Source organism: Streptomyces sp. NPDC001219 (assembly GCF_053597915.1).
Genome location: NZ_JBSFJF010000053.1, coordinates 22112 through 35072, shown reverse-complemented (window position 1 = coordinate 35072; position 12961 = coordinate 22112). Strand labels below are relative to the sequence as shown.

General features: G+C 71.9%; 10 protein-coding genes. 1 reads left to right on the top strand and 9 read right to left on the bottom strand.

Translation table 11 applies throughout. From position 1 onward, the window contains the following. Positions 1 to 120: 120 nt before the first annotated feature. The 9 genes from argF to ACWC9R_RS27690 all read right to left on the bottom strand — a co-directional run bounded on the left by argF (position 121) and on the right by ACWC9R_RS27690 (position 11573). Positions 121 to 1125, bottom strand: a complete 1005-nt coding sequence (gene argF, locus ACWC9R_RS27730) for an ornithine carbamoyltransferase (protein ID WP_450735528.1) — start codon at positions 1123 to 1125, stop codon at positions 121 to 123. 134 nt (positions 1126 to 1259) lie between these two features. Beyond that, the gene (locus ACWC9R_RS27725; protein WP_450735527.1) at positions 1260 to 2495 is read right to left on the bottom strand and encodes an arginine deiminase; all 1236 of its coding nucleotides are present in this window, start codon (positions 2493 to 2495) and stop codon (positions 1260 to 1262) included. Between the two features lie 137 nt (positions 2496 to 2632). Beyond that, positions 2633 to 5392 (bottom strand): polynucleotide kinase-phosphatase, encoded by a 2760-nt coding sequence (locus tag ACWC9R_RS27720; RefSeq protein WP_450735525.1) that lies wholly within the window; start codon positions 5390 to 5392, stop codon positions 2633 to 2635. Next, positions 5389 to 6936: a 3' terminal RNA ribose 2'-O-methyltransferase Hen1 gene (locus ACWC9R_RS27715; RefSeq protein WP_450735523.1), complete on the bottom strand. Its 1548-nt coding sequence runs from the start codon at positions 6934 to 6936 to the stop codon at positions 5389 to 5391. Before ACWC9R_RS27715 ends, ACWC9R_RS27720 begins: the two co-directional genes overlap by 4 nt. A 62-nt stretch (positions 6937 to 6998) precedes the next feature. Next, positions 6999 to 7922 (bottom strand): LLM class F420-dependent oxidoreductase, encoded by a 924-nt coding sequence (locus tag ACWC9R_RS27710; RefSeq protein WP_450735521.1) that lies wholly within the window; start codon positions 7920 to 7922, stop codon positions 6999 to 7001. Positions 7923 to 8467: 545 nt separating this feature from the next. Then, entirely contained in the window at positions 8468 to 8923 is a 456-nt protein-coding gene (locus ACWC9R_RS27705; protein ID WP_450735519.1) for a DUF6099 family protein, read from the bottom strand. A 424-nt stretch (positions 8924 to 9347) separates the two neighbouring features. Continuing rightward, on the bottom strand, positions 9348 to 9707 hold the full coding sequence (locus ACWC9R_RS27700; protein ID WP_450735517.1) for a nucleotide pyrophosphohydrolase: 360 nt from the start codon (positions 9705 to 9707) through the stop codon (positions 9348 to 9350). Further along, positions 9704 to 11128, bottom strand: a complete 1425-nt coding sequence (locus ACWC9R_RS27695; protein ID WP_450735515.1) for a biotin transporter BioY — start codon at positions 11126 to 11128, stop codon at positions 9704 to 9706. Before ACWC9R_RS27695 ends, ACWC9R_RS27700 begins: the two co-directional genes overlap by 4 nt. 55 nt (positions 11129 to 11183) lie before the next feature. After that, positions 11184 to 11573: a cell division protein SepF gene (locus ACWC9R_RS27690; RefSeq protein WP_362607282.1), complete on the bottom strand. Its 390-nt coding sequence runs from the start codon at positions 11571 to 11573 to the stop codon at positions 11184 to 11186. A 221-nt stretch (positions 11574 to 11794) separates the two neighbouring features. Between ACWC9R_RS27690 and corA the strand changes: the two genes are divergently transcribed. Further along, positions 11795 to 12952: a magnesium/cobalt transporter CorA gene (gene corA, locus ACWC9R_RS27685; protein ID WP_450735514.1), complete on the top strand. Its 1158-nt coding sequence runs from the start codon at positions 11795 to 11797 to the stop codon at positions 12950 to 12952. Positions 12953 to 12961 lie beyond the last annotated feature (9 nt).

The window sequence follows — 12961 nt, the reverse complement described above, 5'->3', positions numbered from 1 at the left end:
TCCGGACCGGTGGGTCCGAACCCCGCGAGCGCTCGATGGTAACCGCCGGCGCCGAATGATCGCCCGGCCGTACGCAGGGCTGTGCGCTGCCCCGTTCCGTCCGCCCGGCGGCGGACGGCCCTAGCGGCCCAGTGTCGCGACCAGCACTGCCTTGATCGTGTGCATCCGGTTCTCCGCCTCGTCGAAGACGACGGAGTGCGCGGACTCGAAGACCTCGTCGGTGACCTCCAGCGACGAGAGTCCGTGCCGGGCGTGGATCTCCCGGCCGACCGCCGTGCCCAGGTCGTGGTAGGCGGGCAGGCAGTGCAGGAACCTCACCTCCGGCTTGCCGGTGGCGCGCAGCACGTCCATCGTGACGGCGTACGGCGCGAGCAGCGCGATCCGCTCGTCCCAGACCTCCTTGGGCTCCCCCATGGAGACCCAGACGTCGGTCGTCACGAAGTCCGCACCGCGCACGCCCTCGGCCACGTCCTCGGTGAGCGTGACGCGGGCCCCGCTGGTCTCCGCCAGCCGCCGCGCCTCGGCGACCACCGCCTCCTCGGGCCACAGCTGCCGCGGGGCCACGATCCGTACGTCCATGCCGAGCAGGGCGCCGGTGACGAGGTAGGAGTTACCCATGTTGTTGCGGGCGTCACCGAGGTAGGCGAAGGCGGTCTCCGTCAGGGGGCGGCCCCCGCCGTGCTCGACCATGGTCAGGACGTCGGCGAGCATCTGGGTCGGGTGCCAGTCGTCGGTCAGCCCGTTGAAGACCGGCACCCCGGCGTACGCGGCCAGCTCCTCGACGTCGGACTGGCGGCTGCCGCGGAACTCGATACCGTCGAACATCCGGCCCAGGACCCGGGCGGTGTCCTTCACCGACTCCTTGTGCCCGATCTGCGAGCCGGACGGGTCGAGGTACGTGGTGGAGGCACCCTGGTCCGCGGCCGCGACCTCGAAGGAGCAACGGGTCCGGGTGGAGGTCTTCTCGAAGATCAGGGCGATGTTCCTGCCCTGGAGGCGGGGGACCTCGGTGCCGGCCCGCTTGGCCGCTTTCAGCTCGGCCGCCAGGTCGATCAGTCGGCGGAACTCCTCGGCGCTGAAGTCCAGCTCCTTGAGGAAGTGGCGGCCCGTGAGGTCTATCGCCATGGGTGGGCTCCTGCTTTCGCGGCGGTCGGAACGGACTCGGACCCTGGAATTATATACGAACACTCGTATCCCTATACGGGCCGCTCCGTGTCGTACGGGCCGGTGCCCGGTCCCCGGCGGAGTACCGGTCACGCTCAGGCTGCCCCGGACACCGCGTCCCTCGCCACCGGACAGCTCATACAGCGCGGCCCGCCGCGGCCGCGCCCCAGCTCGCTCCCCGGGATCGTGATCACCTCGATGCCGCGCTTGCGGAGGAAGGTGTTCGTGGTGACGTTCCGCTCGTACGCCACCACCACGCCCGGCTCCACCGCCAGCACGTTGCAGCCGTCGTCCCACTGCTCACGCTCCGCCGAGTGCACATCCTGGGTCGCGGTCAGCACCCGGATGTCCGACAGGCCCAGCGAGGCCGCTATGGCGCGGTGCATGTGCTCCGGCGGATGGTCGGTGACCTTGAGGTCCTGCTCGCCCGAGCCCGGCTCGATGGTGTACGAGCGGAGCATCCCCAGCCCCTCGTACTGGGTGAAGGTATCGCCGTCGATCATCGTCATGACGGTGTCCAGGTGCATGAAGGCGCGGCGCTTGGGCATGTCGAGCGCCACGATGGTGCGCGCCGAACCCGCCGCGAACAGCCCCCGCGCCAGCAGCTCGACGGCCTGCGGCGTGGTCCGCTCGCTCATCCCGATCAGGACCGCGCCGCTGCCCATCACCAGGACGTCGCCGCCCTCGATCGTCGAGGGGAAGTCCGCCTGCCCCTCGGACCAGACGTGGAAGCCCGCGTCGCGGAAGAGCGGATGGTGCCGGTAGATCGCCTCGTAGTGCACGGTCTCGCGCTGCCGGGCGGGCCAGCGCATCGAGTTGATGGACACCCCGTCGTAGATCCAGGCGGAGGTGTCACGGGTGAAGAGGTGGTTGGGCAGCGGGCCCAGCAGGAAGTCGTCCAGGTCCATCACATGGAAGCGCACCGAGATCGGCTCGGCGTGCCGCTCCAGGAACTCCCGCTTGGTCATGCCGCCGACCAGCGCCTCGACCAGCTCCGCCACCGGCATCTCGTCGAAGGCCGCCCGGAGATGATCGGTCGCCAGCGGTCCGTATTCCTTCTCGTCGAAGACCCGGTCGAGGACGAGCCGGCGGGCCTCGGGGATCTGGAGGCTCTCGGCCAGCAGGTCCCCGAAGAGGTGCACTTCCACGCCACGGTCCCGGAGCACATCCGCGAACCCGTCGTGCTCGGCCCGCGCCCGGCGCACCCACAGCACGTCGTCGAAGAGCAAGGCGTCCTTGTTCGAGGGCGTGAGCCGCTTCAGCTCCAGATCGGGGCGGTGCAGGATGACCCGGCGCAGTCGCCCGGCCTCGGAGTCGACTTGGAATCCCATCCACCCATCTTGGCCGTTCGGACGGCCCGGCGGAGGGAGTCGGGCGATGTTGGTCCGGTCCGGCCGCACGGCCGGGGCCGGGAGGGGAGCGACGGTCCGTCCTCTCCCCAGGGACGTCCCTCCCCTCCCGGCCCGTTCTACAGCCGCGGGTCCACCGGCTCCGACTCCAGCGCGAGCACCGCGAAGACCGCCTCGTGGACCCGCCACAGCGGTTCGCCGTCCGCCATCCGGTCGAGCGCCTCCAGGCCGAGCGCGTACTCCCGCAGGGCCAGCGAGCGCTTGTGCCCCAGATGACGGACGCGCAGCCGCCGGAGGTTCTCCGGGCGGGTGTACTCCGGCCCGTAGATGATCCGCAGGTACTCGCGGCCACGGCACTTGACGCCCGGCTGGACGAGCCGTCCGTCGGCCTGCCGGAGCAGTGCCTGCACCGGCTTGACCACCATGCCCTCGCCGCCGGCCGCGGTCAGCTCCTGCCACCAGGCGACACCGGCCGCGACCGAGGACTCGTCCTCGGTGTCGACGAGGAGCCGCCGGGTCGTGGCGAGCAGCCCCGGACGGTCCGGGGCGCCGCCGTCCCGGGCCGCCACCGCGCCCTCGGCCGCGATCAGCCGGTCCAGCAGGGCGAGCTGGTCGGTGTGCGGCAGCCCGGCGAGGCTGCGGCCCCGCACCGCGAGGATCTGGAACGGCGCGAGCCGGATGCCGTCCAGCGCTCCGAGCCCGGCGCCGTCCGGCTCCTGCGGTGCCCCGCCGTCCGCCGTCTCCGCCCCGACGCGCCAGCAGTAGCGCCGGTACGCCTCCGTGAACGCGGCCGCGTCCGCCGCCCGGTCCCGCTGCCTGTCGAGCAGCGGCGACACCTCGACACCGCGGGCGGCCGCCGCCTCCAGCGCACCGAGCACACCGGGGAACGCCGCCCCGGACGCCGCGCCCACCGCCGCGTACTGCCGGCGCAGCAGACCCGTCGCCTTCAGGGACCAGGGCATCAGCTCGGCGTCCAGCAGCAGCCAGTCGGTCTCCAGCTCGGCCCACAGGCCGGCCTCCTCGGCGCAGTCCCTGACCCGCCGCAGAATCCGTTCAGCCGCCTCCGGGTCGTCGAAGAACGGCCGGCCGGTACGGGTGTAAAGGGCGCCCGACACCCCCTTCGGCACGCCGAAGAGCTCACCGGCCACGCTCTCGTCGCGGCACACCAGGGCCACCGCACGGGACCCCATGTGCTTCTCCTCGCACACCACTTCCCGCACCCCGTCGGCCCGGTAGCCGGCGAACGCCTCCGCGGGGTGCTCCAGATACCCCTCCTCCGACGAGGTCGCGCAGGGCGCCATCGTCGGCGGGAGGTACGGCAGCAGCCGCGGATCGATCGCGAAGCGGCTCATCACCTCCAGCGCGGCCGCGGCGTTCTCCTCCTTCACCGCGAGCCGGCCCATGTAGCGGGTCTCCACGATCCGCCGTCCGGTCACGTCGTTCAGGTCGAGCGGGCGGCCGCCCGCCCCACCGGGCGCCTCCGTCGCGAGCGGCTTCGTGGGCTCGTACCAGACCCGCTCCGCCGGGACGTCCACCAGCTCGCGCTCCGGCCAGCGCAGCGCGGTCATCGCGCCGCCGAAGACACAGCCGGTGTCCAGGCAGAGGGTGTTGTTGAGCCAGTTGGCGCGCGGGGTGGGGGTGTGGCCGTAGACGACGGCGGCGCGGCCGCGGTAGTCCTCGGCCCAGGGGTAGCGCACCGGCAGGCCGAACTCGTCGGTCTCGCCGGTCGTGTCGCCGTACAGCGCGAAGGAGCGCACCCGTCCCGACGTCCGGCCGTGGTACTTCTCCGGCAGCCCGGCGTGGCACACCACGAGACCGCCGCCGTCCAGGACGTAGTGGCTGACCAGGCCGCGGATGAACTCCCCGACCTCGGTGCGGAACGCGGCGTCCTCCTTCTCCAGCTGCTCCACGGTCTCGGCGAGCCCATGGGTGTGCTGGACCTGGCGGCCCTTGAGGTAGCGGCCGAGCTTGTTCTCGTGGTTGCCCGGCACACACAGCGCGTGCCCGGCCCCGACCATGCCCATCACCAGCCGCAGCACTCCGGGGCTGTCCGGCCCGCGGTCGACGAGGTCGCCGACGAAGACCGCCGTACGGCCCTCCGGGTGGACCGCGTCCACCGGCCGGCCGCGCTCGTCACGGACCAGCGCGTAGCCCAGCTTGCCGAGCAGGGTCTCCAGCTCGGAACGGCAGCCGTGGATGTCGCCGACGATGTCGAACGGACCGGTGAGATGGCGCAGGTCGTTGAACCGCCGCTCCGTGACGATCTCGGCGGCCTCCGCCTCCTCCGGGCCCCGCAGCACATGCACCTTGCGGAACCCCTCCCGCTCCAAGTGGCGCAGGGAACGGCGGAGTTCACGCTGGTGGCGCTGGATGACCCGGCGGGGCAGCCCGGCCCGGTCGGCGCGCGCCGCGTTGCGGGCGGCGCAGACCTGCTCGGGCATGTCCAGCACGATCGCCACCGGCAGGACGTCGTGCTCCCGGGCCAGCCGCACCAGCTGGGCGCGCGCCTCGGACTGCACATTGGTGGCGTCCACGACCGTCAGCCGCCCGGCGGCCAGCCGTTTGCCCGCGATGAAGTGCAGGACGTCGAAGGCGTCACCGCTGGCGCCCTGGTCGTTCTCGTCGTCGCTGACCAGCCCGCGGCAGAAGTCGGAGGAGAGCACCTCGGTCGGCCGGAAGTGGCGGGCGGCGAAGGTGGACTTGCCGGAGCCGGTGGCGCCGATCAGCACCACGAGCGAGAGGTCGGGCACGGCGAGCGTGCGCGCCGCCCGCTCGGCCCCGGACCCCTCCCCGTCCTCCTGACGGGCACCGCCCTCCGGCCGGTCCTCCTGCGCGTGCCGGCTCTTCCGGCCGTGCTCCGTACGGTCGTCGTCCGTCATGCCGCGGCCTCCTTCCCGCTCCTCGAAGCGCCGCTGTCCGCCGCGCTGTTGTCCTCTCCGGGGTCCCCACTTCCCCGTCCGCCGTCCTGGGGACCACCGCTCTCATCGCCGACTCTGCGGAAGTGCGCGAGCTGGGTGGGCGGGCCGACCTCGGGGTCGTCCGGGCCCACCGGGCCGAAGTCCACCTCGTAGCCGTGCCGGGCGGCCACCGCGCACGCCCACTGCCGGAACTCCTCCCGGGTCCACTCGAAGCGGTGGTCCGCATGCCGCGCCTGGCCGGCCGGCAGCGACTCCCAGCACACGTTGTACTCGACGTTCGGTGTCGTCACCACGACCGTGCGCGGCCTGGCCGACCCGAACACCGCGTACTCCAGCGCCGGCAACCGCGCCGGATCGACATGCTCGACGACCTCGCTGAGCACCGCCGCGTCATACCCCTTCAGCCGGCTGTCGGTGTACGCCAGCGATCCCTGTACGAGCCGGACACGGTCCGCCTGGCGCTCGGGCATCCGGTCCAGCCGCAGCCGGCGCCGCGCCTCGTGCAGCGCCCGCATCGACACGTCCACGCCGACGATCTCGGTGAACCGCCCCTCCTTGAGCAGCGCACCGATCAACTGGCCCTGCCCGCAGCCCAGGTCGAGCACCCGCGCCGCCCCGGCCGAGCGCAGCGCCGCGAGGATCGCCTCCCGCCGCCGCACGGCGAGCGGCACCGGCTTCTCCTCGGTGTCCGCCTCCTCGTCCACCGCGTTGTCCAGCTCCTCGGCGGCCACGTCGTCCGACTCGGCGAGCCGTTCCAGCTCCAGCCGCTCCATGGCCCGGCGGGTCAGCGACCAGCGCCTCGCGAGATAGCGGCCGACGATCACCCGCTGCTCCGGGTGGTCCTCCAGCCAGCCCTCGCCCGCCCGCAGCAGCTTGTCGACCTCGTCGGGCGCGACCCAGTAGTGCTTGGCGTCGTCGAGCACCGGCAGCAGCACATACAGATGCCGCAGCGCCTCGGACAGGAGGCGCTCCCCCTCCAGTACGAGCCGGACGTAGCGCGAGTCGCCCCACTCCGGGAACGTCGCGTCCAGCGGCACCGGCTCGGCCCGCACCGTCCAGCCCAGCGGCCGGAACAGCTTCTCCACCAGCTCCGGGCCGCCCCGGGCGGGCAGCACCGGCACCTCGATACGCAGCGGCATCGCCCGCTCCACCAGCTCGGGCCGGGCCGTGCACTGCCCCTTCATCGCGCTCGCGAAGACGCTCCGCAGCGCCACCGCCAGCAGCGAGGAGGCCGCGTACGGCCGGTCGTTCACATACTGCCCGAGCGCCGAATCCGGAGTGCCGCCACGGCCCTTGCCGCGGCTGCGGCGGACCAGGGCGATCGGGTCGATCTCCAGCAGCAGCGCGGCCGTACACCGCTGCGCGTCGGCCTCGGGATAGAGGACATGCGCGGTGCCGTGCGACGTCGAGAACCGCTGCGCCTTGTCGGGATGCTTGTGCAGCAGGAATCCGAGGTCGGTCGCGGGACGTTCGGCGCTGCCGGTGGTGGTTATCGTCAGGAACACGCGTCCGAGTATCGCCGCACGGCCGCCCGATCCCCACCGGTTTTCCGGCAGCGCCGCCGGCCTCAGCCCAGCTGCGACTGCACCTGCGCCGAGATCAGTTCGAGGTGGTCCAGGTCGTCCAGGTCCAGCATCTGCAGGTAGACACGGGACGCGCCGATCGCGGCATAGCGGCCGATCTTGTCGATCACCTCGGCGGGCGAGCCCGCCAGGCCGTTGGCCTTCAGTTCGTCCACATCGCGCCCGATGGCCGCGGCCCGTCGCGCCACCTCGGCGTCGTTCCTCCCCACGCAGACCACCAGGGCGTTGGAGTACACCAGCTCGTCGCCCTTCCGCCCGACGGCCTCGGCGGCCGCCCGCACCCGTCCGAACTGGCGCTCACTGTCCTCGAGCGAGGCGAAGGGGATATTGAACTCATCGGCGTACTGCGCCGCCAGCCGTGGCGTACGCGTCGCACCGTGTCCGCCGACCAGCACCGGCACCTTGCCCTGGGCGGGTTTGGGAAGCGCGGGCGAATTCTCCAGCCGGTAGTAGGTCCCGTCGTAGCTGAACTCCTCTCCTGTGCCGGTGGCCCAGAGGCCGGTGATGATCGCCAGCTGCTCCTCCAGCCGCGCGAACTTCTCCTTGGGGAACGGAATGCCGTACGCCTTGTGCTCCTCCTCGAACCAGCCCGCCCCGAGGCCCAGTTCGACCCGGCCACCGGACATCTGGTCGACCTGGGCCACCTGGATGGCCAGCACACCCGGCAGCCGGAAGGTGCCTGCCGTCATCAGCGTCCCGAGACGGATGCGCCGGGTCTCCCGCGCGAGGCCGGCCAGCGTGATCCAGGCATCGGTCGGGCCCGGCAGCCCGTCGGCCTGCCCCATCCGCAGATAGTGGTCCGAGCGGAAGAACGCGTCGAATCCAAGATCCTCGGTGGCCTTGGCGACCTTCAGCAGAGTCTCGTAGGACGCCCCCTGCTGGGGCTCGGTGAAGATTCGTAGGTCCATACCTCCATCCTGCACTCCGGACGACCCCCAACCGCCGGAGAGCGGCGCGGTTCAGCGGGGCTGTTGGTGGGACTGCGCATGGGGCGGGCTGGGTGGTCGGGGTGCTTTGGGTCGGTCGTTCGGGCGTGCGGCGGGCTCGGGCTGGGGCTGCATGCGGGGCGTAGTTGGTGGTGGCCGTTGGTGGTGGCCGTTGACGGTGGTGTTGGTGGGCGGCGTGGGGAGGTGAGTGGGCGCAGGTGCATGAGCGGCGTGCGGGCCGAGGCAGTGCTGAGGGTGGACGGCCGGGGCCATGGGCGGGGCGGGTCGCACGGTGACGCGCGCTGGGCCGTCATGGCCGTGCGGGTCAGGGCGGGATCAGCAGGGGCATCCCCAGGGGCGTCCGCGACAGCGGCGACGGCGACGGCGACGGCTCGGACGTGCCATCGAGCGTCCGGGGTTTCGCGGGTGTCGGGGCCCTGGGCGCGAGCGCTCCCGGCCCGCGGTCGGTGCGTTACCGCTCGGGGCGTGGAGACCGCGTGGTCGCGGTCGGTTCGGTGGGGTTCCGCTCAGGCGGGATTCCGGTCGCGCACCTCCAGTTTCTCCAGTATTCCGGCCACGCGGTCTCTCGATTCATCGACCGTGTCCATCGCCTCGACGCACGTCCAGTACATCCCCTCCTCGTCCGCCAGCAGCACCACGGCCACCAGCGCCTCGCACACCTCTCTCAGCAGCCGGCACAGGCCGGTCAACGCCGCCTTGGCATCGCGCACTTCGGACAGCTGAGCCGCCCGCAGCCCGCCGGTGACCGAGGCCGGGCACAGCAGTCCCCCGCTGAACCGCCCGCCCGCGTTGCCCAGACCCTGGGCCCTGGACCGCACTTCGTACGGCCCGAATATCGCGAGATGGCTGCCGACCGCCTCCGCCAGGGCCTGCGCCTGCCATGCCTCGACGATCACTCCCTGCACCGTGTTCGCCTCCGCCAGTCCGCGCCGGCTTGCCGCGATGATCCGCACCGCGTCCATTCGCTCCCTCCTTTCCTCTCATTCGCATGCACCCTGCACTCTCCTCACTACCCAGAGTGAAGGTGAACACCCAAAAAAGCCAGGGGAATTCGCAAATCTGTGGACAAGCAAGGCGGTGTGGAAAGATCCACCACTCCGGAGAGTGACGAGCGACGGCTACGGCCCCGCTCCCTCCCCTCCCGCCCCAACGCCCCCACGCCTCACACGACGGGCACATGCCACGTGAAACCCCCGAAGAGGCGCCGGCGAAGTACGAGTCGCCCACGCCGCACGAGCCGGGCGAAGCCGAGCCGGAGCGAAGGCCAGCCACACCGTCCGCCGAGCACCGCGAGCCGCAACGACAGGGGCGGGACCGGCGCTCACGCCCCGCCGGCCCCGCCCCTGTCCCCTATCCCCCTGGCGCCTTCCGCCCCTCGCCCGTTCCCTACTCCTCGCCCTTCCGCGGCCGGTCCGGCCGGGCCGAGCGGACCGCCGGGAACCGCGTCTCATTGCGCTCGATCTTCGCGGCGAGCGCTGTCAGAGCGTCGATCCCCAGCGCCTCGCAGAACTGCAGCAGATACGCCAGCACATCCGCGACCTCGTCCTCGACCCGGGCGGCCTTCGCCGGGTTCGCCATCACCTTCGCCGACTCCTCCGGCGTCAACCACTGGAAGATCTCGACGAGTTCGGCGGCCTCGACGCTGAGCGCCGCGGCCAGGTTCTTGGGCGTGTGGTACTGCTGCCAGTCCCGCGCGGCCGCGAACTCGGCCAGGCGTCGCTGCAGCGCATGAAGATCCTCGCTCATACCCCTAGGTGTAGCACCTGTACACCGGGCAGCCCTTCGGCGACCGAGGGGTCCCGCACCGTCCCCAGCAGCCGCACATGCCCGCGCTCGGTCATCCGCAGGGCGAGCGACACCAGCTCGCGCGCCTGCCTGGGGTCCATACAGCGGTCCATACCGTCCGCCATCACCGTCATCTGCTGGTGCGCGGACGGGACCTCCCCGACCGGGTCCATGGCCAGCACGTCCGGCCCGGTGAGCAGCACCAGCGCCAGTGCGAGAAACCGCAGCTCGCCGTCGCCGAGCTGCTCGACGGGCAGCTCACCCAGCTCTCCCCGGTCGAGGACGGCGCGCACCGCCGCCCCGGCCCGCGCCCCCGGTGAGCCGCCCGGCCCGGTCACCACGGCGGCGACGGTCTCCGCTCCCCCGCCGCCCGTCTGCCGGGGCACCGCGCGCAGCCCCTCGACGGGCCCGGCACACGCCTCCCGTACCGCCGCGACCAGCACCGCGTGCCGCCGCGTGCACTCCTGGCTCGTACGCTCCAGCACCGCGGGCAGGTTGTCGCAGCACGACCGCAGCCGCCCCTCGCCGCGCGCCCCCTCCGCCTCGTGGCCCCAGCCGCCCGCGTCACCGCCGCCGTTCCCCTTGCGCTTCCGCGCTTCCCGGGCTCCGGCGACCCCGACCGGCTTCCCCGGCCCGCCGCGCGAGCCGGCTTCCCGGCCGCTCCGCCGCGCTCCGGCGCCGCGGCCCGCCCCCTCGGCACCGTCCGCACCGTGTCCACCGCCCGGCCCGGCTTCCCCCGTGCCGTCCGGCCCCGTTCCCCGCATGACCTCCGGCCGCGGGTCGCACACGAACGCCGACCGCAGCGCCACCACGACCTGTTCGGCCGCGGCGAGCACCAGCCGCTGGCCCGCCGTCTTGCCGGCGACGCGCAGCGGCAGCAGTGAGGTCCCGAGCCGGTCGTCGGGCAGCGGGGCGCGCGTCACCGGGGTCGCACCCGCGGTGTGCCAGGCCGCCTGGACGGTGGGGCGGTCCGGGTCGGTGAGCGCGGTGGTCAGCAGGGTCTCGCCGCCGCCGGTCAACCGCTCGCCGACGATGCGGAGTTCGGGCTCGGCCTGCACGGCGAGGTCGAGGCTGACGGGACCGGCCGGACCGTCGACCGTGCAGCCGATACGGAAGCCCCGCCGCCCCTGTTCGTCGGGGCGCGCACCCGCCGGCACACACGCCGCCGGGCTGCCCGCCACCTCCCGCACGGCACGGGCGAGCGACTCCCCGCTACCGAGCCGGGCGAGGATCTCGTACGCCTGCAGCGCACTGGACTTGCCGCTTCCGCTCTCGCCGCTCAGCAGTGTCAGCCGGGTGAGCGGGAGGGTGACGCCACGATGGATCTTGAAGGCGGACAGCCGTAATTCGGTGACCGCGGGCCGGACGGTGTCGGTATTCATGCCGGGACGCTATGCAGCGCCCCGACCGGAGAACCGTTACGCCCAACAGCTCTTCCTACGAACGGGGGACGCCGCCCAGTGCCGTCTCCGCGACCTCGGTGCCCACAGGCGCCAGCAGGAAGACATTGGTGTCGACACGGTGCATCCCGCTGCCGAGCCCGAAGACGACTCCGCTGGAGAAGTCCAGGATGCGCTTGGCGACATCGGAGTCGGCGCTGCTGAGGTCCAGCAGCACGGGGATCTGCGCCATCAGGTACTCGGCGACCTCGCGGGCGTCCGCGAAGGTCTGGACGCGGATGACGATGAACCGCCGCATCTGCTCCGCCGGCTCCTCCTCGGGGAGGGCACGGTGGTCGGGCCAGGAAGGCCATTCGCTGCTGCTGCGGAGCGGGACGACCTCGGCAAGCCCTTCCCACTGCTCGTCGGTGGCATCGGGGCCGTTCACCGAATCACCTCACCCAGGGGAGTGCGCGCTGTCTGCGGTATCTGCATCGCACAATTCTAGAGATAAACATACAAAGCCCGGCGGACGCGACACACTCCGCGTCACGTCCGGTTCCATCCTGCACCATGGCCGCTGACCTGTGCTGACATCCTCGGCAGATATCCTGCGTCGAGATTCTGTGTGCCTCTTCATCCCCGCTTGTGACGGAGGTCCGTTCCGCAGTGAGCTCCGAGCCTCCCGGTCGTCGGCCACGTGGCCTGCGTGGCCTGCGCAAACCCGCGAAGAAGCGGCCTGCCGGACCCCCGCCCGCCGAGACCACGGACAACTCCGCCACGCCGGAGCCGCCGGCCGGGAACGGCAGCAGCGTCATCAGCGCCGCCCTCTACCGCGAGGGACGCCGCGTCAGTACCCATGACACGCTCGCCGACGCCTTCCGCCAGCAGCGCGCCACCTCCGGCACCCTCGCCTGGATCGGCCTGCACCGCCCCACCCCCGCCGAACTCGTCACCCTGGCCTCGGAGTTCGACCTCCACCCGCTCGCCATCGAAGACGCCCTGGAGGCGCACCAGCGGCCCAAGCTGGAGCGCTACGGCGGCACACTCTTCGTCGTGCTGCGGGCCGCGCGCTACCTCGACGACGCCGAGGAGGTCGACTTCGGCGAGTTGCACGTCTTCGTCGGCCGCGACTTCGTGATCACCGTGCGGCACGGCGGCGCCCCCGACCTCTCGGCCGTCCGCCGGCGCATGGAGGACACCCCCGAACTCCTCAAACGCGGCCCCGAGGCCGTGCTCTACGCGATCCTCGACGAGGTCGTCGACGACTACGCGCCGGTCGTCGACGGCGTCCAGAACGACATCGACGAGATCGAGACCGAGGTCTTCGGCGGCGACCCCCGGGTCTCCCGGCGCATCTACGAACTCTCCCGCGAGGTCGTGGAGTTCCAGCGCGCCACCCGCCCGCTGAACGGCATCCTGGAGGGGCTGACAGCGGGCTTCGAGAAATACGCGATCGACGAGGAACTGCGCCGCTATCTGCGCGATGTGGCCGATCACGTCCTGCACATCACGGAGCGCGTGGACAGCTTCCGGCAGGCCCTGCAGGACATTCTCACCGTCAACGCGACCCTGGTGAACCAGCAGCAGAACGCCGAGATGCGCGCGCTGGCCGAGGCCGGCTTCGAGCAGAACGAGGAGGTGAAGAAGATCTCCTCGTGGGCGGCGATCCTCTTCGCCCCCACCTTGGTCGGGACCATCTACGGCATGAACTTCGACCAGATGCCGGAGCTGCACTGGGCATTCGGCTACCCCTTCGCGATCGTGCTGATGGCGGTCGTCTGCACCAGTCTGTACCTCATCTTCAAACGGCGGGACTGGCTGTGAACAACCTCC

Coding starts and splice junctions, on each gene's coding strand:
- argF (WP_450735528.1), bottom strand. CDS start 1,125: ATGGCGATAGACCTCACGGGCCGCCACTTCCTCAAGGAGCTGGACTTC.
- ACWC9R_RS27725 (WP_450735527.1), bottom strand. CDS start 2,495: ATGGGATTCCAAGTCGACTCCGAGGCCGGGCGACTGCGCCGGGTCATC.
- ACWC9R_RS27720 (WP_450735525.1), bottom strand. CDS start 5,392: ATGACGGACGACGACCGTACGGAGCACGGCCGGAAGAGCCGGCACGCG.
- ACWC9R_RS27710 (WP_450735521.1), bottom strand. CDS start 7,922: ATGGACCTACGAATCTTCACCGAGCCCCAGCAGGGGGCGTCCTACGAG.
- ACWC9R_RS27705 (WP_450735519.1), bottom strand. CDS start 8,923: ATGGACGCGGTGCGGATCATCGCGGCAAGCCGGCGCGGACTGGCGGAG.
- ACWC9R_RS27700 (WP_450735517.1), bottom strand. CDS start 9,707: ATGAGCGAGGATCTTCATGCGCTGCAGCGACGCCTGGCCGAGTTCGCG.
- ACWC9R_RS27695 (WP_450735515.1), bottom strand. CDS start 11,128: ATGAATACCGACACCGTCCGGCCCGCGGTCACCGAATTACGGCTGTCC.